Raw genomic sequence first — 25,826 nt, 5'->3', positions numbered from 1 at the left:
ATTTTTCGCCTTTTAAGTAATAACCATGGTATAATGTCGTGTTTTAAAATCAGGATAAAATTATGTAACAATCTGATTTAAAGTCGTTTTACTTAAAGTTAATTCTTTTGACTTTACGACTTTTAAACTTTCGACTTACTTAATAGACTGCTTCGTGTTTTTAATCACATAAAGAAATCAATAATAAATCATTAGTAGTGATAGGTTTAGACAGGTATCCCAGAATATTTTCATATGATTTAGATTTGTTTTTATCTTCAACTGCAATGGAGGAACTCACGATATACACAATGATTTGTTTATCAAATAAAGGTTTTATAAGTCCCATTTCTTCCATAAATTCCCAGCCGTCCATTATTGGCATATTAATATCCAATAAAATGATATCCGGAAGTGCAGCATTATTTTCTACAGCAATATGAAGATGGTCAATTGCTTCTTTTCCATTTTTGAATGATGAAACCCTCGAAAATATTTCGGACCTTTGAATTATTTTATTTACGATAATTTGGTAAATGGCATCATCATCGACTATCCAGATTGCTTTTTTTGTCATTGAATATAGATTTTAAATGTTGTTCCAATATCGGGTTCACTTTCCACGGTGATATTTCCTCCCATAGCATCAATTTTATTTTTAGTAATAAACAATCCAATTCCTTTTGAATCAGAATTAGGGGTAAAGGTCTTGTACATTCCAAAAATTTTATCGGCATTTTTAACCAGATCAATCCCAATGCCGTTATCCGAAATTTGAAGGACTTTCATCTCGTTTTCTATAACCAAAGTAATTTTTATGATGGGTTTTCGCGAGGGATGTCTGTAACGAATAGAATTTGAAATAATATTATAAAGTATGCTTTCCAGATAAGCCGGATTATAATTTATCATTATTTGATCTGAAATGGCTGAAATAATAGTGACTTCATGGGCCATAATTTGTTCCGAAAGTACATTTTGTGTTATCTGAATGTACTGTTTTAGGTTCAAAGGTTCGGATACTAAACCAATATTTGTGCTTATGTTTACGACTTCATTCAGGTGTAACATGGTTTCGTTCAGCGAACTAGAGACTGTTTTTAAAAGCTCCATCATTTCTGCTCTTTCTTCTTCGGATTCTGAGGAGGTGATTAATCCTATAATTGAAGTAATATTGCTAGTATGTGATCTTAAGTTATGAGAAACGATATAGGAAAAATTCAGCAATCTTTTATTTTGTTCCGTAACAAGAGTAAAGGATGATTTCAACTCTTTTTCAGCTTCTTTTGTTTTAGTAATATCAATCATAATGCCTTGTAATCTTGCTACTTTACCATTTTCAATGACAACATTTGCGATGTCACGCAGCCAAACTACATCCCCATTTTTGGCAACCATCCGATACTCAAAATCAAGGTCTGCCTTGTCATTTATTTGTATAGTACAATAATTCTGAACCCATTCACTATCTTCTAAATAGAGATGGTCACTCCAAAAAGTAGGGCTTTTAAGCCATTCTTCAGGGGTATAACCTAATATGTTTTCAACTTTCTGACTAATGAATTTAAAAGTAAGATCAGTAACACCGCATTCCCAAACAATTCCGTCAATGGTATTGATCAGCGATTTAATTCTTTGTTGGGAATCTATAATTATTTTTTCAGAGTATTTACGATCAGTAATGTCTTGTGTGGAAACAATGATTCGTTCAAATGTTTTTTCATAACCACGAATAACATTCCATCTTAAGTTAATGTCCCGTAATTTGCCTTCTGAATCTTTTATTACGGTTTCAATAATAAATTGTTTGTTATATTGAGTAATTGAGACCAAATTTTTTATGAAATCTTCTCTGGACTTCATATTAAACAATTCTCCTTTAATACTTATTAATTCCTCTAATGAGGAAACCTTATAAAGCAACAAGTTAGCTTTGTTAACATTGATAACTTTAATTAAAGAATGACATTTGTCAACAACTGCGGGATTATTGTTGAAATATTCTGTTACCTTTTCTTTGTTTTCTCCAAACAAATTTAATTCCTCCAGATATTTTTTAACATCTAAAAAATCCTCTTCTCTAAGAGGTAATGGAGAGTCCAGAAAAAGGCTTTTGAACCGGTCTTCACTTTTTTTGATTAATTGCTCCGCTTCTTTTTTTATTGAAATATCCTCTATAATAGCGATATTAGTGGATGCTATTTTATTTTTTTTATAGAGTGCTGATACCGTAAGATTGACCCAAAGAATAGTACCAGATTTTGTAAAATACCGTTTTTCCACTGAATACTCAGTAATTTCACCATTCCGGAGTTTTTCAAGTTTTATTAAATCTTGTTCTAAATCATCGGGGTGCGTTACTGATTGGAAATTTAAGTGTTTCATTTCCTTTTCAGAATATCCTAATAATTGGCAATATTGGTTATTGATTTCAATAAAATTACCGGTTAAGGAATTTATGTGCGCTATTCCTACAGGTGCCTGATCAAATATGGCTTCAAATTTTATTTCAGAATTCAATAATTTTATGGCCTGAGTATTTACAAGAGACAGCAATTCTTTTGGTATTTTCAGCACTATAAATAGTAAAACACCAAAAAGCGCAGCAAAAAACACACCAATAATTCCAGGAATTAAAATTTGAGGATAGAGGTAATTCTCGTGTTTTGATATCAGATATAATTTCCAGTTGCCATCCGGAATAGAAGTTGAAATAGTATAATTTTTTGAAAATTCAGTTCTAATGGGCAAATAGAAAATTTCTTTTTCATTATCAAATTTTGAAAACTGGAAGTAATATTTAGAATCATCAATATCTGTTATCCCTGAAGTTTCTAAAAAAGTTTCTAATGTAATGATAATGGCTGAAAATCCCCAAAATTTATTGTTTTCAAATACTGGAAACCGTCCTATAATTCCCATTCCGCCTTGTTTTAATTTCAAAGGCCCGTCAAAATACATTTTTTGGGTTTTTATAGATTTTAAAGATTCCTTTTTTTGATGGGGTGCTGTTAAAACATTTAATTCTAAGGATGCTTCATTTCCTTTTAAAGGATAGATGTACTTAATTATTCCATTAGGAATCAGCAAAATTGCACTGATGTTGGTATTTGTTTCAATCAGTTTTTTACTTACGGAATCAAAATTTTCAGGAACACCTTTGTCATTGATGGTCAGTGCTAATGTTAACGTTGAAGTGTAACAGTTTTTAAGCGATTGATGAATGTTTTGACGAACAAAATGAAGAATAGTATTCATTTCGCGTTGTTCATCTTCTTTTATTAGTTGGTATTGCTGCCAAACGATGAAACCAGTGAGACAACTTAAAATGAGAAATGTCATGAAGCCCATTGTCCTGGGCTTGTCTATAAACCATCGGATGAATTTATTATGTTTTTTTTTAGACATTATGTAGTATTTTTAGTAGGTTTTTGGGGCAATATCATTAAAAAAATAAATATATAAAAAATAAAGATTAAAGTATATTTTTTTTTTGGATTTAGTTGCAGTATCAATTTTTGTGTTTTATATATTTTTTAGTGTATTTACAGTATATGCCTCATAATCTTTGATATCAAAAAAAAATGATTTTCGCAAAAAAAAAGTACACTACGGAGAAGATATTTCAAAGCCCATTTGAAAATTTAAAGCGTAAAGTAGCCTGTTGACAATTAAAAGAAGCACTATCAAACTAAAAACAATTTTAATTTCAATAATTAAACCGAACTTTGCAGTAGTTTTTGAATCGAAAAATTGATTCAACATTTGATAATTTAGAGCGCAAGAGCATGAGTAGAAATAACGAAAGAAATATTAAAAAACACAACGATAAGTTGCACAAAGCGCAGGATAAATTAAAACAAGCTGAAATGCTGCGCAAGGAAAAACTAAAGCAAATCACTAAAAAATTTAATGAAGATAAGGCTTCAGAAAAATAATGTAACTACATCATGGAAAAAAATAAATTTAGCGAAGTAAAAAGTGGCGTTCAGCAAATAATAGATTTTATTGCTAAAAAAAATGCCCGGGAAGCCAATACTAAATTAGCAGAAGTTAGCGAGCAATTAGATGAACTCCTGGATTTTGCCGAAGAGGATGAAGACCTAATGGAGATAAGCCGCTATCAAGTCTTGTTGAACCAGTTGCATCAAAAAATAGTAGGGTTAAATGGACAGGCAACCGAATCCATTTAGACGAATTTTATCAAAGAATGATCAAAAATAAATGTTATTGCGGTTTTGATAAAAATTTCCAGGATTGTTGTGAACCCATTATTAATGGAGTAAAAAAAGCGACTACTGCGGAGTCTTTAATGCGTTCCAGATATTCAGCTTATGCAACGCATCAAGTAGATTATTTGTTAGCCACGACCCATATTACGGTGAGAAAGCAGTATTCTAAATTTGAAATTCTAAATTGGGCCACCTCAAATAAATGGCAGCAATTGGAAATTATAGAATCCACAGAGAACACGGTAGAATTCAAAGCTCATTTTTTAGACACCAAACTTCATAAACAAATTCATCATGAATTTTCTACTTTCAAACTTGAAAATGGATGTTGGTTTTATGTGGACGGACAATTTTTTTAGGTAGCTTTTTTTGGATTTTATCGTTTTTAACTAAAAATTAATAAATGTTTGTATAGCATACATTTTTTATTGGTGTAATTTTATTGGCTATGAAAAATGACACTAAAAAAGGTTTTTATTTCAAGCAATACGAAGCCCCCTTTCAGTCTCCGTTTGATAAGCTCTTTGGTATTTTCAAAGAATTAATTACACATACTTCAGGAGATTTTGATGAAGCAATCGACTGGTTACGGGAATTGGACAAAGAATATAAACTCACTGATGAACACTACAGTATTGATGATTTTATTGAAGATTTAAAGAAAAAAGGATACATCCGCGATGAACTTAAAGAGGATGGAACTGCTGGAATTGGTATTACTGCCAAGACGGAGCGTGCCATTCGGCAACAAGCCTTGGACAATATTTTTGGTAATCTGAAACGCTCCGGAAGCGGCAATCACAAGACTAAACATTCCGGAAACGGTGACGAACATACCGGGGAATTTCGGGAATTTCATTTTGGTGACGGACTCGAACGAATTTCCTTGACCGAAAGTTTACGCAATGCCCAAATCAATAACGGAGTAGCAGATTTTATGTTGACCGAAAATGATTTAGTTGTCGAAGAAACGCAATATAAATCACAGATGAGTACTGTTTTGATGATCGACATCAGCCACAGTATGATTTTGTACGGTGAAGATAGAATTACTCCCGCCAAGAAAGTAGCAATGGCTCTTGCTGAATTGATTACGACACGTTATCCAAAAGATACTTTAGATATTCTGGTTTTTGGAAACGACGCTTGGACCATTGCAATTCGGGATCTACCGTATTTAAAAGTGGGTCCTTACCACACCAATACAGTTGCCGGTTTACAACTAGCCATGGATATTCTGCGCAGGAAACGAAACACCAACAAGCAAATTTTCATGATTACCGATGGGAAGCCAAGTTGTGTCCGCGAAAAAGACGGTTCCTATTATATGAACAGTAACGGACTCGACGAATATATTGTGGATAAATGCTACAATCAGGCGCAGCAAGCCCGAAAACTACACATTCCAATCACCACATTTATGATTGCGAATGATCCGTATTTGCAAAAATTCGTCAATAAATTCACCGAATCAAATCAAGGAAAAGCATTTTATACCGGATTAAAAGGACTGGGTGAAATGATTTTTGAGGATTATGAAACCAATCGTAAAAAGAGAATAAAATAGTAATTAGTCACAGTCTCAGTTGTCAGTTCGAGCGCAGTCAAGAACAAATTGACAGTTAACAATAATAACAATTTTAAAAGCAATATGAAAATAGAAAATATAAAAACTCTCGGAGAATTAAAAAAATCAGGTTACAAAAGTATAAACATCAAAGATGAGTTGCGTACGAACTTAAGAAATAAAATTAAATCAGGACAACCAACTTTTGAAGGTGTTCACGGTTTTGAAGATACCGTAATTCCGGAACTAGAACGTGCTATTTTGTCGCGTCACAACATCAATTTATTAGGGCTTCGTGGTCAAGCCAAAACCCGATTGGCGCGCAAAATGATCGAATTGTTGGACGAATACATTCCGTTTGTGACAGGTTCCGAGATTAATGACGATCCGTTGCAGCCCATTTCTCGTTTTGCCAAAGATATTATTGAAACTAAAGGCGATGCAACTCCCATTTCCTGGCTACACCGAAGCGACCGTTTTTTCGAAAAATTAGCTACGCCGGATGTAACCGTTGCAGATTTGATTGGAGATGTCGATCCAATTAAAGCAGCAAATTTAAAACTGTCCTATGCGGATGATCGTGTGATCCATTTTGGGATGATTCCAAGAGCGAATCGTTGTATTTTCGTTATCAACGAATTACCGGATTTACAGGCGAGAATCCAAGTAGCACTATTTAATATTTTGCAGGAAGGCGATATCCAGATTCGTGGATTCAAATTGAGAATGCCCCTTGATCTGCAATTTGTATTTACAGCAAATCCAGAAGATTACACGAATCGTGGGAGTATTGTAACCCCATTAAAAGACAGGATAGGTTCTCAAATCCTGACACATTACCCGGAAACCATTAAAATTGCCAGAACCATTACAGAGCAGGAAGCAAAGCTGGACGCCACACAAAATAATATGGTTTACGTGCCTTCGTTAGCGAGAGATTTATTAGAACAAATCAGTTTTGAAGCAAGAGAAAGCGAATATATTGATAACAAAAGTGGGGTGAGTGCCAGATTGAGTATTACCGCTTTTGAGAACTTATTAAGTACTGCAGAAAGAAGGGCTTTGAAATCCGGAGTAGATAAAACAACGTTGCGATTGTCTGATTTTATGGGAATTATTCCTGCTATTACCGGAAAAGTCGAATTGGTTTACGAAGGAGAGCAGGAGGGAGCCGCCGCTGTAGCACAACATTTATTGGGCGATGCGATCCATACTTTTTTCCCTGCATATTTTCCAAAAATCGAAAAATTAGAGAAAGAAGGTGTCAAAAATGCCTACACGGATATCATCGAATGGTTTTTTGCCGAAAGTGGTTTCGAATTATCAGACGATTGTTCTGATGAAGAATACGAAAGAATATTAGGAAGTATTGTTCCTCTTGAAATTTTAATCAAAAAATACCAACCGCAACTGGAAAAAGAAGATAAATTTTTCATGAAGGAATTTATTCTTTGGGGATTGGTTGAATATAAAAAACTAAGCAAAGACCGTTTTTCTAAAGGGTATCAGTTCAAGGATATTTACGGAAGCTTTATTAGTAAATTGTAAATAACATACGTTTTTTACACTATAAGTCATTTAAGGAATCACTATTGTGTAGTTCCTTAAATGACTTTTTTGTTTAAAAATTGATCTATTTTTGTCGTTATTTTTCTAGAGAATAAAATAAGCGTCCCATTTATTTATTTCTTTATCGGCGTTACTGATTTTTATTAGTCTACCTTGCCTCATTGACCGTCTAAGCAGTCAAAAAGAAAGACATGGAAAATAGCTTTGAAGCCTTGATTGCTACTTATATTGAAAATAAGGTAGGCATATCCGAACATTTTTTGAGTACCGATTTAGCTAATAATCTTAAACAAAATTTGATTGTTTTAAACCAAAATAGTCTGTTGACGGAAGCAGGAATTGGTAACGCAGAAAAGGTTTCTTATGATGGTGCAATACGAAGCGATTCCATTTATTGGTTGGATAAAAAACACAACAACGCATTCGAAAATGAGTTTTTTGCTCAAATAGAAGCTTTTATTATTTATTTGAATGAAAGTTGTTATGCTGGAATAACGGGATATGAATTTCATTATTCGTTGTATGAATCGGGCGATTTTTATCTCAAACATTTGGATCAATTCAAGAATAATCCCAGCCGAAAATACTCTATGATCAGTTATCTGAACAGCAATTGGCAAGAAAGTGACGGTGGTGAGTTGCTGATTCATCAAGCTAATAACAATCAAAAAATAGCCCCAACTCAAGGTAAAACAGTTTTCTTTAAGAGTGACGAATTAGTTCATGAAGTTTTGGTCACCCAAAATACCAGAATGAGTATTACGGGATGGTTGAAGAGTGATTAATATTTCTAAAAAAAAATACTCAGTTTCCCTTTATCCGCGTAACTATTTTTTGAAATAATCGCTTTCCGTCCCTTTTGTTTTTAGGAACTTCAACCGCTTTTAGTTCTGTTTTGCTTGCAATAAATTGATAGCTGAAAGCAAATTGAGGGTTTTTTGAATCGTCATTTAACAGTCCAAAGCGCAAATCATTGAAATATAAAGATTTATTTTTATTAGAAATAATATACCAGCCTTCGCTCGCTTTTTTTAGTTTTTCAAAATCTGAATTTCCTTTTAGCTGCGATTCTAGAAATTTATTTTTGCTATAAGCAGTAAATAAAATGGGTTGCGTGTCAAAAAGAGAGTAGTCGCCTAATGCGTAATTGTTTGCTGTGGCTACGTTAGCATTCCACAAAATGAGGTTGAAAGCGGTGGGTTTTACGATGATTTCAGAATACTGAATTTTTTGTTTTGTTAATGCTTTTTCAAATTGGTTCAAGGCATATACTTTTATAAAACAGGACAAAAGGAGATACGCACTACTGATGGATAATCCTCTAATTATATATTTTTTGCGAAGTACTGCGTTTTTTGTTTTCCAAGTCACAATCAATGTAATAATTAGTGGAATGGTGTACAACGGGTCAATTACAAAAATGGTTTTTAACGCAAATCTATAGTCTAAAGGCCATAAAATTTGTGTACCCCAAGAAGTGAACATGTCCAATAACACATGGGTAAACAAACACCAAAACGCCATACGAGTTGCCTGAAAAAAGTTGATTTTATCTCTTTCTATTTTTGAAATAATCCAACCCAAAACAGGCGATAAAAATAGAAAAAGAAAAAGAGAATGACTGATGCCACGGTGAATCAGGATGGCATCTACAGGATTTAAAAACAATCCCACTACAATATCTAAATCGGGAATTGTGCCCAGAATTGAACCATATAAAATTGTTTTATTTTTGAGCTTTTTGCCTGCGCATACTTCGGCAATGGCAATTCCTAAAGCAACTTGAGTAAAAGAATCCATTCTGTAAAAGTAGCTGAAATCAATAGATATCTTGATGACCAGTAGTAAATTTTTGGTGTGAATTACACTTTTTTTTATTGTACTTGAAAAAGTATCTTAAAATAAAACTATACTGATCAGTAGAGATTTTAAAATAAATATGTGCTATCTTGTCCCATAATAAATAAACCAAGCTATGTATAAAATTCATACTATTGATTTACACTTTCAATCCGAAAAACATTCTATTGGTGCTTTTTTAATTGAAACCGAAAAAGGTCCGATACTTATCGAAACCGGACCGGAATCTACTTGGGAGTATCTTGAAAAAGGAATCCAGAAGATAGGGTATGAGATCAAAGATATTCAGCATGTATTCCTGACGCACATTCATTTTGACCATGCCGGAGCAGCATGGAAATTGGCACAAAATGGCGCTAAAATATACGTACACCCCATTGGAATTCCACATTTAGCTAATCCAGAAAAATTATGGAATTCGGCCAAAATGATCTATACCGATAAGATGGAGCTTCTTTGGGGGAAAATGGAATCTATCCCAGAGCAACAATTGATTGGGGTTACGGACGGTGATGTTGTAGACTTGGGAGATATTCAAATAAAAGTATGGTATACACCGGGTCATGCCGTGCATCATAATTCGTATCAAATTGAGGATGTGATATTTACTGGGGATGTGGCCGGAGTAAAAATAGGAGATGGTCCCGTTGTTCCTCCTTGTCCTCCCCCGGATATTAATATTGAATTATGGAAACAATCCCTTAGAAAATTAAAAGATTTAAAGCCCAGAGCCTTGTATTTAACACATTTTGATTTTCAAAAAAATCCGGATGAATTACTATCCGGATTAGAAATAGTTCTGGATGATTGGGCTAGTTTTATCAAACCTTTTTATGACAATCAAACTCCGCCAGAAAGTATAGTTCCTCAATTTATGGAATACACCCGAAAGCAGTTTTTGGACAAAGGACTCGATGCGGAAGAAATTCAAACCTATGAGTTTGCTAATCCAAGCTGGATGTCTGTAAATGGTTTATTGCGGTATTGGAAACTCAAAGAACAAGGAAGGATTTAAGATTGCCATAATTTGATGGCTAAATTCTCCTTTTGTACTACTGAAACCGGATGCGTACTATTCTTGTTCTGGAAATATTACTTTCAATACTTTCATAAAAGAGCAAAAGGAAAGACAATAAATGGTAGTTTTACCCTCTAAAAATTCGCTATGCTATTTCTTGTTTTAAGTATTATTTGCAGTGTCACTGTGGGAGTGTTGTTTAAAATGGCTCGCGGATATGAAGTCAGTCCTATTCAAATTGTTGCTTGGAATTATGTATTTGCGCTTATTCTTTGTTATTTTTTCTTCAGTCCAAATCTTACCAATATTGGCACTTTAGCACCTTGGGGAATTTATGTTTCTCTTGGGGTTTTGTTGCCAGCAATCTTCCTTTTTTTGGCGGCTTCAATCAAACAAGTAGGGATTGTAAAAACGGATGCTGCTCAAAGGCTATCTTTGTTTATTCCTATTTTAGCGGCTTGGCTGGTCTTCAAAGAGGATTTTACTATCCTAAAAATAGCGGCGCTTTTGGCAGCATTTCCAGCGCTGTTGCTAATCCTTGCTAAACCTTCTGAAAACACAAAAAATAAATGGATCTATCCTGCAGTAGTGCTATTAGGATTTGGAATTATAGACATCCTTTTCAAGCAAATTGCCCTTCACACCACTTTGCCATATACAACGTCATTATTTGTAGTTTTTGGAATTGCGTTGTTTATTATGATTGGCGCTGTTATTTATAACGTGATGATAACTAAAGTCTCATTAAACTTCAAAAATATTATTTTTGGTGGTATGGTAGGTGTTTTCAACTTTGGAAACATACTCTTCTATCTAAAAGCGCATAAGGCTTTCGCTGAAAATCCTTCAACGGTTTTTGCCGGTATGAACATGGGTGTAATAGTAATGGGAAGTCTTGTTGGGATTTTTATTTTTAAGGAAAAACTAACTAAAATGAATTTTGCTGGACTTTTTCTAGCTTTAATAGCGATTGTTTTAATCGTAATCTCGCAGATCATTTAAAGAATAAGTTGCAACTAAAAGAGTTTTCATATACAATTTTTGGTTTTTTTGATTGCATTTAAAGCAAAAGTATCCGATCTAAAAGCGGATCTACAGTCGAATCAAAATTCCGTAAAACAAGGTTGCATAAAAAAGTGATATTTTTTGCATTTAATTTTACAGAATCATTGTTTTTTTTATAATTTACCGTATACAATAAATTATTGGTCCGAAACTGGTGTAATGGAATAGAAAATTAAGCACTAAATATTCAAATATATGTTGTTTTATATAATTGCAAGTTTAATGCGATTTTCAAGGTTGGTTCAGTTTATTTAACAATTTCAAAAATAAATAAATAAATAACAAGATAAATGATTAAAGGAAAAAAAGCAAAATGGATTAGGAAGTCTCACCGATATTTAGGGATATTTTTGGGTCTTCAATTCTTAATGTGGACTATTAGTGGACTATATTTTAGTTGGTCAAACATTGATGACATTCATGGAATGCAATTTCATAAAAAAGGAATTGTTGCTGAGTCGTTTTCAGGTTTAATTAGTCCTTCACTTCTTCATCCTTCGATAGCAATTCAATCTATCGAATTAAGGAAAATAAATAATCAACCTTTTTATTGGGTGAATGAGAAGATGCTTTATAATGCGAAAACTGGAAAATTAAAAAATGGGATCTCTAAAAAAGAAGCATTGTCAATTGCAGATAAATACATTATATCGGGTTTAAAAGTAAAAGAAATACAACTCATTAAAGAAGTAGGGAAACACCATGAATATAGAGAGCATTTACTACCTGCCTACGTTATTTCATACCAAGAACCGGATAATTTAAAAGTTTATATTTCAGTCAATGACGGAGGTTTTCAGACGATTAGACATAGAAATTGGCGATGGTTTGACTTTTTATGGATGACCCATACCATGGATTATGAAGGTCGAGATAATATGAATAATATTGTTTTGCGACTATTTTCATTGTTAGGGTTAATAACTGTTTTAAGTGGTTTTTTACTTTGGTATATCTCTTCGCCTACCGTTAGAATAATCTGGAAGAAAATAAAAAAATAATTTAACATAATAAAACAAACCATAAAATCAATTTAAAATCAAAAACTATGAGAAAAATAATTCTAATACATTTCTTTATTTTACAAGCATTAGTAATTTCGGCACAAGAAAAAGTTCAAATAAAACTAACTTCGGCAAGTCCATCTGCATCATTTGAACAAGAATTGGGTAGCACAATGATTAAAGTTTCTTACAGCAGACCACTAGCAAGAGGCAGAAAAATATTTGGTAAATTAGTGCCTTTTGAAAAACTTTGGCGAACTGGCGCTAGTGATTGCACTTTAATAACTACTAACGAAGATATTGTATTTGGAAATACTACTTTAAAAATGGGTAGCTACTCAATATTCACAATACCTTCTAAAAAGGAGTGGACAATAATTGTAAATGCAGATACAACATTACACGGCGAAACTGGATATGATGCCAAAAAAGATGTTTTTCGTTTAACAGTTCCTGTAGAAAGCATATCTAATTTCTATGAAACATTTACAATCGAAATAAATGATATTAACAGCAAAGGAGAGGGGTTTCTAAAAATAATATGGGAAAATTCGATGATTAAAATTCCATTAAAAAGTAAAGCAGATGAAACTATTTTAACAGTAATAGATAAAAACATCATTAAAGAAAAAACCCTTGATGCTAATTTATTATTTCAAGCAGCAAACTATTATTACAGTACAAACAGAGATTACAAACAAGCAGTGGCTTGGCTTTTAGAAGCCGCGAAATTGGATCCAGATAATTTTTATTATCCTAATTTGAGACAAAAATTAGCAACGGAATTAAAAGACTATCCAAGTGCAATTGAAGCAGGTAAAAAAGCTTTATCTATAGCAGAATTTAAAAAAATGAAAAGTGTAGAATCACTCAAAAAACAAATTTTAGAGATGGAGTTACTATTGAACAAATAAATTAATTTTAAATCAAAAATTATGAAAATGAAACACACAACAGAAGAGCATACACAAGAATCAAGTTTAACTATGTGCAAAAAATTGACGATTATGATAGTGGTGTCATTTATAGCTATGTACATACTAATGTATTCAATGGTAGATATTTTATCTATATTTATAAGGGGTTAGAAGGGTAGAGGTGTACAAAAGGAGTACTGATTTTGATCAAGTAACTATCTTTAGTGTTAGTAAAAACAATTTGTATTTTTTATTCATTCAAAAACTGCTGAGTTCTATACTTTGTTTTTATGATAAAAAACGTTCTTTCTGTGATGGAAAAAATATTGAAATGAATCGCTTAGCTTTTGACAACTTTTCTTCAATTTTGTTATATACAAAGCTAAGTTGCTTTTCATTCAAGTCTAACACTGATACAAATTTATCATTTATATTTTAGTTAATTTTACCGCCTTAACAGTAATTCGTCCTTTTGTTTCTTTAATTAGATGCTATGTCACGTCCTAATAATGATTTTACTGCTATAACAGTAAAATAATAAATTTTTTAATGATTTAAGCCGTGCGTGTTATTAAATTGTATATTTTTACCGCTAAAACAGTATATAATGAATGATTTTGATTTAGGTGCTTTAATTAAAGACCATCGAAAAAAAGCAGGACTTACACAGCTTGAACTAGCCGACTTAGCTGGAGTAGGCAAGACCACTGTTTTTGATATTGAAAAAAATAAAGAGACAGTTCGTTTGAATAATCTTTTTGCAGTACTCCGAGTGCTAAATATTAAAGTAGAATTCAAAAGTCCTTTAAATAAATAATTATGAGAAGAGCAATTGTATTTGCACACGGAAAAAGAGCTGGAATTTTAACGGAAATTGCTGCTAACGACTATCATTTTGAGTACGATGAAAATTATGATGGCGAAGCGGTTTCATTGACTATGCCTACAACTCAGAAAAAATATAGCTATACATTTTTTCCACCGTTTTTTGAAGGGCTATTACCTGAAGGTGTAATGTTAGAGGGATTACTACGTATTGTCAAAATTGACAAAAAAGATTACTTCTCTCAACTGATAGCAACGGGAAATGATTTAGTGGGAGCAGTAACGGTTAAATTGATGGAAGATGAATAGATGTCCTATTACGTATGACTTGTGTGGTACAGATAAGTACAGTGAAAAAGGATTACGCATGATAGCTCCTAAGCTGGCTTATTTAAATGATTTACCTTATACAGCTGTTGAACTTCGTCAGGAAGCCGCAAATAGAGCTAAAAAGCTATCCATTCAGGGAGTGCAACCAAAGCTTAGTGCGGCTATTTCAATAGTGGATCAAGAATTTAAAATTGTGGACCAATTTGGAACGTACATTATTAAGCCACAAAATGATTTATTTCCACAATTACCGGAAAATGAAGATGTAACTATGCGAATGGCGAAAGTGTTTGGTTTAGAAGTGCCATTTCACGGGATGCTATATGGCAAAGATGGTAGTTTGTCTTATTTCATTAAACGTTTTGACCGCTACGGTAAAGGAAATAAGTTCGCAACAGAAGATTTTGCTCAATTGACTGGGAATACAAGAGACACAAAGTATCGTTTTACGATGGAAAAATTGATTCCTGTACTTGATGAATATTGTTCATTTCCCGCAATTGAAAAAGCTGATTTTTTTAAAAGAATTCTTTTTTGCTATCTGACCGGAAATGAAGACATGCATTTGAAAAATTTTTCGCTAATTACCAAAAATGGAAAAACAACACTGACACCTATTTATGATTTTCTAAATTCTACAATAGCGATTAAAAATCCTGACGAAGAAATTGCTCTAACTTTGAAAGGAAAAAAAAGTAATTTAAGAGCAACTGATTTTATAGATTACTACGGCAAGGAAAGATTACAACTCAACGAAAAAATTATAGCAAGTATTCTCGAACAAATGAAAAAAGCAACTCCTGAATGGAAGGAGCTGCTTGAAATTTCTTTTCTTACTGATAGAATGAAAGAGAAGTATTTGGAGTTGTTGGAAAGTAGGGTAGGGATGTTTTAGTAATCTCCGCAAAAATGCGGTGAATAAGCAACTTATTCACCGCATTCATTAAATTTGATTAACAGGTAGTTTTTGAAGTGTAACAAATGTATGAATTAAACTTAATAGAAGAAAACTAAAACACTGCTAAATCAATGGGAGTCAACTAATAGAAAGTAAAGTTAAAGAAAGTGCTTTTATTTCCCGATACAGAAATTAGCAAAAATATTCCCTAACAATTCGTCATTAGTTACTTGTCCCGTAATCATTCCAAATTGGTACAAAGCTTCCTTAATATCTAATGCCATCAAATCGGAGGACAAGTTCGTTTCAAGACCAAATTTTACTTTTTGTATTTCATCTAACGCTTTTAATAAGGAATCGTAATGTCTGGTATTCGTTACAATTGTTTCATTATTTCGTAATGCTCCGGTATTGACAAATGAAAGTAATTGATTTTTTAAATCCTCAACGCCTAGTTTCTCTTTTGCAGAAATCAGTAAGATTTCAGGAATTTCTGATTTCAAATTTCCTATTTCACTTTCTTCTAATTTATCGGCTTTGTTACCAATGATTACAAGAGGTTTCAACGGAAACTGGTTTTTAATTTTTTCCAGTTCCACTTTTAACTTTAAACCAGAAACTTTAAACTCGGAACTGTCAAATAGAAAAACGACAACTTGCGCTTGTTCAATTTTTTCAAAAGTCTTACGAATCCCGATGCTTTCTACCACATCTTCCGTTTCCCGAATTCCAGCCGTATCAATGAATCGAAAACCAATGCCGCCAATCACTAACTCATCTTCAATGGTATCACGTGTCGTTCCCGCAATTTCCGAAACAATGGCGCGCTCTTCATTCAATAAAGCATTCAAAAGTGTCGATTTACCTACATTGGGTTCGCCCACAATAGCTACAGGAATTCCGTTTTTAATCACATTTCCTACGGCAAATGAATCGATTAATCGTTTTAGGACAAATTCGATTCGGTTCAGTAATTCATGAAATTGGGTTCGGTCAGCAAATTCTACATCTTCTTCGGCAAAGTCCAATTCGAGTTCGATTAGTGATGCAAAATTCAAGAGTTCTTCTCTTAATTTTGCTATTTCATTAGAGAAACCGCCACGCATTTGCTGCATTGCAATTTGGTGTGAAGCTTCATTATCTGATGAAATTAAATCGGCAACAGCTTCTGCTTGGGACAAATCCAGTTTTCCGTTTAGAAATGCTCTCAACGTAAATTCGCCAGGATCTGCCATTCGACAGCCTTTTCGAAGCAATAATTGAATAATTTGTTGTTGTATATAAGTAGAACCGTGACAGGAAATTTCGATCGTGTTTTCGCCAGTATAGGAATTTGGTCCTTTAAAAATGGAGACCAGGACTTCATCCAAAGTTTTGGAACCATCCATTATATGCCCTAAATGTAACGTATGCGTTTTTTGGGTTGTTAATTCTTTGTTTTTGATAGATTTAAAAACAGAATTTCCAATAGCAATGGCATCTTGTCCGGAAATCCGAATTACGGCTATAGCACCCGCTCCCGAAGGAGTTGCCAGTGCCACTATGGAATCGTGAGGTATCATATTTAAAGTCAATTTGGTGTAAAAGTAAGTAAATTTGACATGGCTACAAGTCTCTTGTACTAAACCATTAAGGTTATTTTTTGTTAAAAATTAGCCAAAGTGATAATTATCATACTATTTTGTTTTTTGTTTTGTAAATTTATATAAATAATTAATTTGCAATAAATTAACTATAGTATGAAGAAAATCTTATTTCCTACCGACTTTTCGGAAGTGTCTAAAAATGCGTTTATCTATGCATTAAAATTGGCAGAATCTATTAATGCTGAAATAGTTACAATGCATGTGTACCAATTTTCACAAGCCAATTATGTTAATGTTTCTAAGTATTTACATGAAATTTATGAGGTTACAGAACTCAGTAATTTTGAAAATTATAAAGATGAAGTGCCACTTTTAAGAAAAATTGCGGAAGCAAATAATTTAGGTCATATCAAAATAAGCCATGTTTTGATTTTGGGAAATTTGGTTCCCGAAATTAAAAAAATAACCGAGAATGAAAATTTTGATTTCGTAGTTATGGGTACTAAAGGCGCCACTGGTATAAAGGAAACTTTTTTCGGTACGATAGCCACAAAAGTAATGAATGATGTCAAAGCATTAGTTTTGGCAATACCGGAGCATTGTACATATCATCCTATTGAAAAAATACTGTTCATTACGCAATATAAATTGGAGGACACAGGGTCTTTTGTAAGAGTTCTGTCTTTGTCCAAAATATTTCAAGCACATATTGATTGCCTGCGTGTCGAGTCTCCGCATCATGAAGTTAAAGAGGACAGTAGAGAAGATTGGAAGGTATTAGTAGAAAATAATGGAGTTGCATTTCACTCCATTAAAGGAGAAGATGTAGAAGGAATTATTTTAAATTTTATCGATTTGCATAAAATTAATTTGATTGCAATGCATGTGTATCACAGAAATTTCTTTGAGAAACTTTTCGAAATTAGTCTTTCAAAAAAATTAGCATTTCATATCAATGTACCCATTCTTGCTATTCATGAATAAAAATATTCTGATTTGACTACGTAAAGACACCAATATTTTATTTTAGTAAATCAATTATTTTAATAAAAGATAAAATGAAAAAAATTCTATTTCCAACCGACTTTTCTGAAGTGGCTACTAATGCTTTTGTACATGCTTTAGAATTTGCAAAAATAGTTCAGGGCGAACTCGTTTTATTGCACACCTTTGAATTGCCCATTTATGACAATCAGTTTTTTCCCGAAAATTACGCCGTCATTTATGATTCCTTGGCCTTAGCTCAATTTGATATGTTTAAAGATGAAATCCCAAAATTGCGCGCCATAGCCGATGAGCGGCATTTGGACAAAATAAAAATGTCTCATAGGCTCATGGATGGGAATTTGCTTTATAATATTAAAAAATCAATTAAAGAAGATAAAATAGATTTTGTGATCATGGGTACTTCAGGAGCTACAGGATGGGAAGCTTTTTTTATGGGTACCAATACAAGTGCTGTTATTTCTGGAATAGATATTCCTATGTTGTGTGTTCCGTTAGAAGCAAAATTCAAAAAAACAGAAATTATTGGATTTACAACCCGTTTTAGAACTAAAGATAAAAAAGCATTGAAAATGGTGTTAGATATCGCTAAAAAAACGAAAGCTAAAGTAAAATGCTTGTATGTAAAAACTAGTGATTCCGATGTTTCAAATGATACAGTAACTGCTTGGGAGGAAGAATTTATTAATGAACCCGTTGAGTTTTTTGTGATCAATAGTGACGAAGTCAAAGAAACAATTCTGGATTTTATAATGTACAAAGAAATTGATGTACTGACTATGCTTACGTATAAAAGAGGTTTTTTTGAAGGGATTTTCAAACCTAGTTTAACAAAAAAAATAGCTACGAATTTTGATATCCCAATTTTAGCGATTCCTATTGATTGATTCAGTTTTAATTCAATTGAAATCTTGAATTCTATATAGTGCGGCATCGCCATTGCCTTTTAATTTAGCCTTCAAAGTAATCTATTTCGTTATATTTGCAATTCATTAATTGAATTATGGAAATATACAAAGCAAAAAAGATACGCTTTTCAACAGCATTGACAGCAATCAATAAAAAGTACAATAGTATAAGTATTTTAAGACTTCTTTCTATTGTACTTTTTTTGGTTTCTATTTATTACTACATCAAAAACAGCGAAATTATTTTCATAATTGCCGCCATTTTTCTTTTTGGACTATTCGTAGTATTTATGCGCATTCATTCTAAATTAGTTTTCGAAAAACATGTCAATCAAGCCTTACTTGATATTAATGAAAATGAAATTTCCTACCTGGAAAGAAATAAAATCCCTTTTGAAAACGGACAGGAATTCAATGATTTTCACCATCCGTATGCCTATGATTTAGATATTTTTGGCGAGCATTCTTTGTTCCAAAACTTGAATAGAACCGCTACTTTTATTGGTAAAAAAACATTCGCAAACCAGCTTTTATCAATTTTGCCCAATGAAGAGATTCTTAGAAATCATCAAGCGGTAAAAGAATTAACCAAAAAATTAGACTGGCGTCAGGAATTTTTGGCTTTCGCCAAAATAAGCAATGACAATCAATCGAATTATGAGACTCTGCTCAAGTGGTGTACATTTAATAGTACGCCCTTGGCTAAAATGAGTGTTTTCATTTCTTATTTTTCACCACTTCTTTTTCTGGGAGTTTTGATTGCCTATTTAGTAACTTCGACTACTGTTTTTGCTTCCGTTTTATCGTATTTATTTGTATTTAATTTAATTGTTTTGGGTCGGTTTATGAAGCGTATCCAGGCAGAAATTGCTAATTCTACGAATATAGATAAAACCATTCATCAATATAGTTTACTGTTGCAAAAAATAGAAAATGAATCTTTTCAGTCGAAAAAATTAATCGATTTACAGCAAAAATTAATGTTCAAAAAAGAAAATGCCAGCGTGCATTTGAAACAGTTAGCCGGTTTGTTTTCTAATATGGACAGTATCTCAAATTTTGTTACGGCTATCGTATTCAATGGAACGTTCCTTTTTAATTTACATGTTTTAAAATCATTAATTCAATGGAAAAAAGATCATGCCCAAGCTTTAGAAAATTGGTTGGAAGTTATTGGTGAATTCGAAATGTTGAACAGTTTGGCCAATTTTTCGTATAATAATCCGGAGTTTGTATATCCAACATTGAACAGTAATTTCGAAATAGATTTCAAGGATTTAAGCCATCCTTTATTAAATGAAAAAACTAGAGTAGGAAATGACGTGCGTTTTCATCCCGAATCGTTTATGATTTTAACAGGTTCTAATATGTCCGGTAAAAGTACTTTTCTAAGAAGTTTAGGAATCAATATGGTTTTGTCAGGAATAGGTTCGCCGGTTTGTGCTCGTCAGGCTAGTGTACATCCGTTACCCGTTTTAGTTTCCATGCGATTATCTGATTCGTTGTCCGATAGCGAATCGTATTTCTTTGCCGAAATCAAACGCTTAAAGCAGATTATGGACGAATTGGAAAATAGACCGGCATTTGTTTTATTGGACGAAATATTACGTGGTACCAATTCAGATGATAAACGCAACGGAACAATTGAAGTGGTCAAAAAAGTAATTGGTAAGAAAGCCGTTGGAGCTATTGCAACGCACGATATCGAAGTTTGCCTGACAACCAATGAATATCCAAATATATTAACCAACAAATGTTTTGAAGTAGAGATTATCAATGATGAACTCCATTTTGATTACAAACTTCGGGACGGAATTTGTAAAAATAGAAGTGCTACTTTCCTGATGAAGAAAATGGGAGTGATTTAAATTAGTATTCAGTGTTCAGTTTGTCTTTGCGAGGAACGAAGCAAACCCACTAACTGATAATTATAGGTAATCGTCGAAACTGAAATACTATAAGATTCCTCTTTCGTTCTGATAACAAAAGAGTGATGAACATAGACAAAAAACCGTCCCGATTTATCGGGACGGTTTTTTAAATATAAAAATGGTTTGGTTAATAGCGTATTTTTAAATTGAGTTAACTGTTCAACATTACTGGCATTACAAGCATCGTTACCGTTTCTCCTTCTTCTAATCCATCAACAGGAGTTAGAATTCCGGCTCTGTTTGGCAATGACATTTCAAGCATAATCATATCCGATTGTAAGTTAGTCAACATTTCAGTTAAGAAACGAGAATTATATCCTATTTGCATATCATCACCTTGATAATCACAAGTCAATCTTTCTTCGGCTTTGTTTGAATAGTCAATATCTTCAGCAGAAACATTCAATTCAGCACCTGCTATTTTCAAACGGATCTGGTGTGTAGTTTTATTCGAAAAGATAGCAACACGACGTACAGAACTCAAAAATTGAGAACGGTCAATCATTAATTTATTCGGATTTTCTTTTGGAATTACTGCTTCGTAATTTGGATATTTTCCATCAATTAAGCGGCACATTAAAATATAATTGTCAAAAGAAAAAGTAGCATTCGAATCATTATATTCAATTTTCACTTCAGCATCTGAAGTACCTAGAATATTTTTCAAGATGTTCAATGGTTTCTTTGGCATGATGAAATCAGCCACCTGAGAGGCGGTTACATCGGTACGCGCATATTTCACTAATTTATGCGCATCAGTTGCAACAAATGTCAACCCTTGTGGCGAAAACTGAAAAAATACACCAGACATTACCGGACGTAAATCATCGTTACCGGCTGCAAATATAGTTTTACTTATAGCAGTTGCCAAAACATCAGCAGGAACAAGTGTTACAGATGGATCGTCTAAGTTAACCGATTTTGGAAATTCATTTCCAGGAGCATAAGCCAAAGCATATTTACCAGAATTAGAACTGATTTCTATCGTACTATTTTCTTCAACTGTAAAAGTTAGCGGTTGTTCCGGAAATGTTTTAAGGATTTCCAAAAGCAATTTCGCAGGCACAGCAACGCTTCCTTTACTTTCTGAATCAATTCCTAACGTTGCAGACATGGTTGTCTCTAAATCAGAAGCAGAAACTGTTAGCACATTATGGTCTAAATCAAATAAAAAATTATCTAAAATAGGCAAAGTATTACTGCTGTTGATAACGTTACCTAAAACCTGTAATTGCTTCAATAAGTACGAACTCGATACTATAAATTTCATCTGTTTTGTTTTATTTTTTAAGGTATTTCTCTAAATTCGAAATACGTTACATTTTACAAATATATCGTAAACTATTCTAGTTTCGAAACTTTTTTATTAACATCTATTTGCTGTATTTTCTTTTTCGAAGAAAAGTAAATAAGATCCCAAAAAGTACCAAAATAAGAATTGGAAGTCCGATAGTTAGGATTTGTATTAGGGTATAGTTTTCATAAACTTTTTCTTTATCCAATAAAGGTAAATCAAGATCTTTGCTTCGAATGTTAATAAGTCCCGTATCATCGAGTAAATAATTCACGCAATTTATCAGGAAATCTTTATTATCATACAAATTTCCTGACCTTTGGTCATACCCTAATTCTACGGGTTGAAAGTTTTTATCCAATTGGTTTTTTATCAAATCTCCATCCGAAATCACAATCATTTTGTTCTCTTTTCCTGTCGTTTGAAATGTTTTTTGTTCAAATGGCAACACTCGATTTTCAAACATAGAACGAAACGAACCTTCCAATAAAACAGAAAGCGGAATCTTTCCTTTCTTCAAGTAATCATTTGGCGAAGTTTCTTCGGCAACACTATTCAGGTTGATCTCTGTTGGAGTTCCTATTTTTTTCGAATATTGAGACGATTCCAACAGAATAGTTTTCTTAATTCCATTTTTCAAAGTATCGATTGGATTCGCAAAATCAAATTTGATTCCTCCTAAATTTTTAACTATCGGATGTACACTATTTGGATACACTTGTGGCGCAAACTTCCAGTTGAATTCCTGAAATTGTGTCGCACTTCCTTGTTCTCCAGTGGCTAGTTTTATGGGGCTTCCCTGTTCGTCTTTTACTAAATCAGGATTGATTCGGATGCCGTATTTAAAGAACATATCATTTAAATTTAAATCTCTTGGATACGCTAAAGTAGCTCCTGAAGCATTGTACAAACTGTCCATTTCAGCCGTAACTTGGTCAATCAACCATAATGTTTTTCCCCCGTTGATGATAAATTGATCCAAAACTTGTTTCTCCGCATCGGTAAACGTTTCAGTTGGTTTAGCGATAACTGCCAAGTCATATTTTTCTAAAGCTTCTAAACTTCCAATCGGATTTTTGGCAACCGAATCTAAAGTAAAAGGACCAATATGGTAACTTTCGCGCACTTGCAAAAGAAATTTAGCCATCATGATATCTTGCAATTCACCGTTTCCTTTGATAACAGCAATTTTCTTTTGTTTGGCTTTGGTAATTTTATTCAATCCTTCAGCAATAGAATATTCCAAATGCTGAACAGATCCAATGACTTTTTGGGTAGTTGTAGCTCCCATAATATTTTTCAACAAGGGGATGTTAACTTCTTTATTGTCATAAACGGCTGTGGCCCACGGGAAAACCATCGCTTGAGATTGCTTTCCTTTATCGTCAACGGTTATGTTTATTGGCGTAAGCCCTTTTCGATACAAGTCTTTAATATTGTCCATGCTGGCGTCATCATTCTCCAATGGATCTACGAATTCAAAAATAATATTGGAGTTATAGGCCTGAAATTCTTCCAGTAATTGTTTCGTTTCTTGTTGTAAACGCTTGAATTCAGCCGGTAAATCACCTTGCATATATACTTTTATAGACAACGGATTTTGGACTTGCTTTACGATAGTCAAAGAAGTAGGAGAAAGAGTATATCTGTTGTCTTTTGTTAAATCAAAACGATGAAAAAAGGAATTTCCTATTACATTCGCAAGAACTACAAGGACAAGGACAATCAATACTGATTTTAGGTTGTTTTTCTTAGAAGTAGTCATTACGATTTGAAAGATTTTAGATTATAAACAGTAAATGAAAGAAAGACAACGGTTATACTGGTAAAATAAAGAATATCTCTGGTATCTAATACGCCTCGGCTCATGCTTTTGAAATGATCTTGCATTCCTAATGACGCGATTATGGAAGATACATTTGGAACAACAGCAGCTAACCCTTCAAACCCAAAATAGAAGAAAAAACATAAAAATACGGCAATAATAAATGCCACAATCTGGTTATCCGACAATGTTGAAGTGAATATCCCAATGGCAGAATAGGCTGCAATTAAGAATAATAATCCAAAATAAGAACCAATTGTGCTTCCCATATCAATATTGCCTTCCGGCATTCCTAAACTCGAAATAACGGCTACATAGATGAAGGTTGGAATAATTGCCATGACAATTAAAAGTAAAGCACCAAGAAATTTTCCGTTTACAATTTGCCAAATACTCAATGGCTTCGTCAGCAATAATTCTATTGTTCCTTGTTTTTTTTCATCCGAAAAACTACGCATGGTTACTGCAGGAATCAAGAATATCAAAATCCATGGCGCTAAGGTAAAAAACGGAGTCAAATCAGCAAATCCGGTATTCAAAATATTATAATCTCCTTCGAAAACCCAAAGAAACAATCCATTAATAATTAAAAAAATGGCAATAACTAAGTAGCCGATGGGCGAAACGAAAAAGGATTTTATCTCTCGTAAAACTATTGATTTCATGTTTTATTTTTTGTTTAAAGTTTAAAGTTTTTTTAGTTTAACGTTGCTCAACTTTAAACTAAAAAACTTTAAACCAAAGTAACTAATTTATCCACGCTCCATGCTTCTGGTTTGTCGTTGAATAATTTCTTGGTGAATGTCCAAACATCGTAAAAAAGTTCGGAATTTCGGTAATTTTCTAAATCGGCTTCGGTTTCCCAATAACTATAGGTAAAGAAAATGCTTTTGTTGTTTTTGTCCTGATACAATTCTAAGAAACGATTACCGGGCGCATTTCGTATTTTATCTTTCATTAATTCAAAATTTTCTAAAAAAGCAGGAATATTTTCCTCATGAAAACTCAATTTTACTATTCGTACAAACATTTTGGATTTATGATTTTAGATTAAAGATTTTAGATTTTTAAACTGATTACTGAACACAGCTATCTGAATATTATATTTATTATATCTCTATAATTCAATCCCAATAAGCTATTCGCTGAACCTACTTTAGAAGGATTGCTTCTGAAAATTGCAATTTCAAGAAAACCGGCTTCATTGAAAATGGCTAATTTTTCTCCTTCATACGATTTAATCGGATATTTATCGGAACTGGCAATTGCGGAATAATTGGGCGAAATTGTTTTGATATTTTTAGTTTTCAAAACAATTTCATACGCCCTTCCTTTGGCGACTTCAATAAAATATTTTTTAGTAATATTTGTAATTACATTCCCAAAATGATCAATGTAAATCACATGACCTTTTAATGAATTCCCATCATCCGAAATAGTGGCTTGCAGATTTGTAACTTGCTTAATAGTGTGTATTTCTTTACCAATGACGTTCATCAAACCCCCTTTGGCTAAATGGCAGGCTACTTTTACAAACACATCAAGATCAGCCGCATCACTCGGTAAACGATCATGAATATTGATTGCCACCATTTTTTGCGGAACAATTTTTTGCGAAAGCATGCTTAAAATACCATTATCAGCAGCAATAAAATAATGATCATTCCATTGCATCACAATATGTTGGTTTTCCTTATTGGCTTCTATATCCACACCTATGAGATGAACCGTGCCTTTTGGAAAGCTAGCATATGAGGCACTAATTGCATAACTAGCTTCTAACGTGTTAAATGGATCAATATCATGTGAAATATCAATAATTACAGCTTCGGAATACTCAGACAAAATTTTCCCTTTCAGCGCACCTACAAAGTGGTCTTTCAAGCCATAATCGGTAGTTAGGGTAATTATTGACATAAATTTGTTTATAACTATTGGTGTTTTGTAAACCTAATTTTCATTAAATTTGAGAAACGCAAAGCTAATAATAGTAAATTCAAAAAAGCAAAAAAC

At 33.0% G+C, this 25,826-nt stretch carries 25 protein-coding genes; 16 read left to right on the top strand and 9 right to left on the bottom strand.

What is annotated here, in order from left to right; genetic code table 11:
• Positions 1-160: 160 nt before the first annotated feature.
• Entirely contained in the window at positions 161-556 is a 396-nt protein-coding gene (locus EKL99_RS13770) for a response regulator (RefSeq protein WP_126555538.1), read from the bottom strand.
• Positions 553-3,387, bottom strand: a complete 2,835-nt coding sequence (locus EKL99_RS13765) for a PAS domain S-box protein (RefSeq protein ID WP_126562031.1) — start codon at positions 3,385-3,387, stop codon at positions 553-555. The genes EKL99_RS13770 and EKL99_RS13765 overlap by 4 nt, the downstream gene beginning before the upstream one ends.
• A gap of 380 nt (positions 3,388-3,767) precedes the next feature.
• Between EKL99_RS13765 and EKL99_RS14570 the strand changes: the two genes are divergently transcribed.
• From EKL99_RS14570 to EKL99_RS13740, 6 genes are all read left to right on the top strand, one after another.
• Positions 3,768-3,917 carry a hypothetical protein gene (locus EKL99_RS14570; protein ID WP_197037251.1) on the top strand — a complete coding sequence of 50 codons (150 nt, stop codon included), beginning with the start codon at positions 3,768-3,770 and terminating at the stop codon, positions 3,915-3,917.
• A gap of 12 nt (positions 3,918-3,929) precedes the next feature.
• Positions 3,930-4,172 carry a hypothetical protein gene (locus EKL99_RS13760; RefSeq protein WP_126463444.1) on the top strand — a complete coding sequence of 81 codons (243 nt, stop codon included), beginning with the start codon at positions 3,930-3,932 and terminating at the stop codon, positions 4,170-4,172.
• A gap of 17 nt (positions 4,173-4,189) precedes the next feature.
• Positions 4,190-4,570, top strand: coding sequence for a YchJ family protein (locus EKL99_RS13755; protein WP_126562029.1), 381 nt, complete (start codon positions 4,190-4,192; stop codon positions 4,568-4,570).
• A gap of 89 nt (positions 4,571-4,659) precedes the next feature.
• A complete protein-coding gene (locus EKL99_RS13750; protein ID WP_126463317.1) occupies positions 4,660-5,778 on the top strand; it encodes a VWA domain-containing protein in 1,119 nt (372 codons plus the stop codon).
• Between the two features lie 84 nt (positions 5,779-5,862).
• Positions 5,863-7,326, top strand: coding sequence for a magnesium chelatase (locus tag EKL99_RS13745; RefSeq protein ID WP_126463315.1), 1,464 nt, complete (start codon positions 5,863-5,865; stop codon positions 7,324-7,326).
• 212 nt (positions 7,327-7,538) lie between these two features.
• Positions 7,539-8,132: a 2OG-Fe(II) oxygenase family protein gene (locus tag EKL99_RS13740; protein ID WP_126463313.1), complete on the top strand. Its 594-nt coding sequence runs from the start codon at positions 7,539-7,541 to the stop codon at positions 8,130-8,132.
• Between the two features lie 19 nt (positions 8,133-8,151).
• On the opposite strand, the gene EKL99_RS13735 is transcribed toward EKL99_RS13740, so the two are convergent.
• Positions 8,152-9,147, bottom strand: coding sequence for a metal-dependent hydrolase (locus tag EKL99_RS13735; protein ID WP_126577141.1), 996 nt, complete (start codon positions 9,145-9,147; stop codon positions 8,152-8,154).
• A 175-nt stretch (positions 9,148-9,322) separates the two neighbouring features.
• On the opposite strand from EKL99_RS13735, the gene EKL99_RS13730 reads away from it, so the two are divergent.
• From EKL99_RS13730 to EKL99_RS13700, 7 genes are all read left to right on the top strand, one after another.
• A complete protein-coding gene (locus tag EKL99_RS13730; protein WP_126568676.1) occupies positions 9,323-10,222 on the top strand; it encodes an MBL fold metallo-hydrolase in 900 nt (299 codons plus the stop codon).
• Positions 10,223-10,372: 150 nt separating this feature from the next.
• Positions 10,373-11,227 carry an EamA family transporter gene (locus EKL99_RS13725; protein ID WP_126577140.1) on the top strand — a complete coding sequence of 285 codons (855 nt, stop codon included), beginning with the start codon at positions 10,373-10,375 and terminating at the stop codon, positions 11,225-11,227.
• 353 nt (positions 11,228-11,580) lie between these two features.
• Positions 11,581-12,291, top strand: a complete 711-nt coding sequence (locus tag EKL99_RS13720; RefSeq protein ID WP_126463305.1) for a PepSY domain-containing protein — start codon at positions 11,581-11,583, stop codon at positions 12,289-12,291.
• 47 nt (positions 12,292-12,338) lie between these two features.
• The gene (locus EKL99_RS13715; RefSeq protein ID WP_126568678.1) at positions 12,339-13,208 is read left to right on the top strand and encodes a DUF2911 domain-containing protein; all 870 of its coding nucleotides are present in this window, start codon (positions 12,339-12,341) and stop codon (positions 13,206-13,208) included.
• A 610-nt stretch (positions 13,209-13,818) separates the two neighbouring features.
• Positions 13,819-14,028 (top strand): helix-turn-helix transcriptional regulator, encoded by a 210-nt coding sequence (locus EKL99_RS13710; RefSeq protein ID WP_126463301.1) that lies wholly within the window; start codon positions 13,819-13,821, stop codon positions 14,026-14,028.
• A 2-nt stretch (positions 14,029-14,030) separates the two neighbouring features.
• Positions 14,031-14,345, top strand: a complete 315-nt coding sequence (locus EKL99_RS13705; RefSeq protein ID WP_126463299.1) for a HipA N-terminal domain-containing protein — start codon at positions 14,031-14,033, stop codon at positions 14,343-14,345.
• Complete coding sequence (locus tag EKL99_RS13700) at positions 14,338-15,261, top strand: HipA domain-containing protein (protein ID WP_126562024.1); 924 nt, start codon at positions 14,338-14,340, stop codon at positions 15,259-15,261. Before EKL99_RS13705 ends, EKL99_RS13700 begins: the two co-directional genes overlap by 8 nt.
• Positions 15,262-15,437: 176 nt before the next feature.
• On the opposite strand, the gene mnmE is transcribed toward EKL99_RS13700, so the two are convergent.
• Complete coding sequence (mnmE, locus tag EKL99_RS13695; RefSeq protein WP_126459159.1) at positions 15,438-16,826, bottom strand: tRNA uridine-5-carboxymethylaminomethyl(34) synthesis GTPase MnmE; 1,389 nt, start codon at positions 16,824-16,826, stop codon at positions 15,438-15,440.
• Positions 16,827-17,003: 177 nt separating this feature from the next.
• On the opposite strand from mnmE, the gene EKL99_RS13690 reads away from it, so the two are divergent.
• The 3 genes from EKL99_RS13690 (at position 17,004) to EKL99_RS13680 (ending at position 20,631) form a co-directional block, all read left to right on the top strand.
• Positions 17,004-17,834: a universal stress protein gene (locus EKL99_RS13690; RefSeq protein WP_126553466.1), complete on the top strand. Its 831-nt coding sequence runs from the start codon at positions 17,004-17,006 to the stop codon at positions 17,832-17,834.
• Positions 17,835-17,908: 74 nt separating this feature from the next.
• Positions 17,909-18,742: a universal stress protein gene (locus tag EKL99_RS13685; protein WP_126568680.1), complete on the top strand. Its 834-nt coding sequence runs from the start codon at positions 17,909-17,911 to the stop codon at positions 18,740-18,742.
• A gap of 116 nt (positions 18,743-18,858) precedes the next feature.
• Complete coding sequence (locus EKL99_RS13680; RefSeq protein ID WP_126568681.1) at positions 18,859-20,631, top strand: DNA mismatch repair protein; 1,773 nt, start codon at positions 18,859-18,861, stop codon at positions 20,629-20,631.
• Positions 20,632-20,845: 214 nt separating this feature from the next.
• On the opposite strand, the gene dnaN is transcribed toward EKL99_RS13680, so the two are convergent.
• The 5 genes from dnaN to EKL99_RS13655 all read right to left on the bottom strand — a co-directional run bounded on the left by dnaN (position 20,846) and on the right by EKL99_RS13655 (position 25,730).
• Positions 20,846-21,964 carry a DNA polymerase III subunit beta gene (dnaN, locus tag EKL99_RS13675; RefSeq protein WP_126514988.1) on the bottom strand — a complete coding sequence of 373 codons (1,119 nt, stop codon included), beginning with the start codon at positions 21,962-21,964 and terminating at the stop codon, positions 20,846-20,848.
• Between the two features lie 103 nt (positions 21,965-22,067).
• Entirely contained in the window at positions 22,068-23,753 is a 1,686-nt protein-coding gene (gene gldG / locus EKL99_RS13670) for a gliding motility-associated ABC transporter substrate-binding protein GldG (protein WP_126577139.1), read from the bottom strand.
• Complete coding sequence (gene gldF / locus EKL99_RS13665) at positions 23,753-24,478, bottom strand: gliding motility-associated ABC transporter permease subunit GldF (protein WP_126577138.1); 726 nt, start codon at positions 24,476-24,478, stop codon at positions 23,753-23,755. Before gldF ends, gldG begins: the two co-directional genes overlap by 1 nt.
• Before the next feature lie 68 nt (positions 24,479-24,546).
• Positions 24,547-24,843 (bottom strand): putative quinol monooxygenase, encoded by a 297-nt coding sequence (locus tag EKL99_RS13660; protein ID WP_126459184.1) that lies wholly within the window; start codon positions 24,841-24,843, stop codon positions 24,547-24,549.
• Between the two features lie 59 nt (positions 24,844-24,902).
• Positions 24,903-25,730: an S-adenosyl-l-methionine hydroxide adenosyltransferase family protein gene (locus tag EKL99_RS13655; protein WP_126577137.1), complete on the bottom strand. Its 828-nt coding sequence runs from the start codon at positions 25,728-25,730 to the stop codon at positions 24,903-24,905.
• Positions 25,731-25,826 lie beyond the last annotated feature (96 nt).

The organism is Flavobacterium sp. ZB4P23 (assembly GCF_003970375.1).
Taxonomy (GTDB): Bacteria; Bacteroidota; Bacteroidia; order Flavobacteriales; family Flavobacteriaceae; genus Flavobacterium.
This window is presented reverse-complemented; position numbering and strand designations above follow the sequence as displayed.

Bases quoted from the DNA above. Each gene is read 5' to 3' on its own strand.
- EKL99_RS13770 (WP_126555538.1), bottom strand. From the start codon at position 556: ATGACAAAAAAAGCAATCTGGATAGTCGATGATGATGCCATTTACCAA.
- EKL99_RS13765 (WP_126562031.1), bottom strand. From the start codon at position 3,387: ATGTCTAAAAAAAAACATAATAAATTCATCCGATGGTTTATAGACAAG.
- EKL99_RS14570 (WP_197037251.1), top strand. From the start codon at position 3,768: ATGAGTAGAAATAACGAAAGAAATATTAAAAAACACAACGATAAGTTG.
- EKL99_RS13760 (WP_126463444.1), top strand. From the start codon at position 3,930: ATGGAAAAAAATAAATTTAGCGAAGTAAAAAGTGGCGTTCAGCAAATA.
- EKL99_RS13755 (WP_126562029.1), top strand. From the start codon at position 4,190: ATGATCAAAAATAAATGTTATTGCGGTTTTGATAAAAATTTCCAGGAT.
- EKL99_RS13750 (WP_126463317.1), top strand. From the start codon at position 4,660: ATGAAAAATGACACTAAAAAAGGTTTTTATTTCAAGCAATACGAAGCC.
- EKL99_RS13745 (WP_126463315.1), top strand. From the start codon at position 5,863: ATGAAAATAGAAAATATAAAAACTCTCGGAGAATTAAAAAAATCAGGT.
- EKL99_RS13740 (WP_126463313.1), top strand. From the start codon at position 7,539: ATGGAAAATAGCTTTGAAGCCTTGATTGCTACTTATATTGAAAATAAG.
- EKL99_RS13735 (WP_126577141.1), bottom strand. From the start codon at position 9,147: ATGGATTCTTTTACTCAAGTTGCTTTAGGAATTGCCATTGCCGAAGTA.
- EKL99_RS13730 (WP_126568676.1), top strand. From the start codon at position 9,323: ATGTATAAAATTCATACTATTGATTTACACTTTCAATCCGAAAAACAT.
- EKL99_RS13725 (WP_126577140.1), top strand. From the start codon at position 10,373: ATGCTATTTCTTGTTTTAAGTATTATTTGCAGTGTCACTGTGGGAGTG.
- EKL99_RS13720 (WP_126463305.1), top strand. From the start codon at position 11,581: ATGATTAAAGGAAAAAAAGCAAAATGGATTAGGAAGTCTCACCGATAT.
- EKL99_RS13715 (WP_126568678.1), top strand. From the start codon at position 12,339: ATGAGAAAAATAATTCTAATACATTTCTTTATTTTACAAGCATTAGTA.
- EKL99_RS13710 (WP_126463301.1), top strand. From the start codon at position 13,819: ATGAATGATTTTGATTTAGGTGCTTTAATTAAAGACCATCGAAAAAAA.
- EKL99_RS13705 (WP_126463299.1), top strand. From the start codon at position 14,031: ATGAGAAGAGCAATTGTATTTGCACACGGAAAAAGAGCTGGAATTTTA.
- EKL99_RS13700 (WP_126562024.1), top strand. From the start codon at position 14,338: ATGAATAGATGTCCTATTACGTATGACTTGTGTGGTACAGATAAGTAC.
- mnmE (WP_126459159.1), bottom strand. From the start codon at position 16,826: ATGATACCTCACGATTCCATAGTGGCACTGGCAACTCCTTCGGGAGCG.
- EKL99_RS13690 (WP_126553466.1), top strand. From the start codon at position 17,004: ATGAAGAAAATCTTATTTCCTACCGACTTTTCGGAAGTGTCTAAAAAT.
- EKL99_RS13685 (WP_126568680.1), top strand. From the start codon at position 17,909: ATGAAAAAAATTCTATTTCCAACCGACTTTTCTGAAGTGGCTACTAAT.
- EKL99_RS13680 (WP_126568681.1), top strand. From the start codon at position 18,859: ATGGAAATATACAAAGCAAAAAAGATACGCTTTTCAACAGCATTGACA.
- dnaN (WP_126514988.1), bottom strand. From the start codon at position 21,964: ATGAAATTTATAGTATCGAGTTCGTACTTATTGAAGCAATTACAGGTT.
- gldG (WP_126577139.1), bottom strand. From the start codon at position 23,753: ATGACTACTTCTAAGAAAAACAACCTAAAATCAGTATTGATTGTCCTT.
- gldF (WP_126577138.1), bottom strand. From the start codon at position 24,478: ATGAAATCAATAGTTTTACGAGAGATAAAATCCTTTTTCGTTTCGCCC.
- EKL99_RS13660 (WP_126459184.1), bottom strand. From the start codon at position 24,843: ATGTTTGTACGAATAGTAAAATTGAGTTTTCATGAGGAAAATATTCCT.
- EKL99_RS13655 (WP_126577137.1), bottom strand. From the start codon at position 25,730: ATGTCAATAATTACCCTAACTACCGATTATGGCTTGAAAGACCACTTT.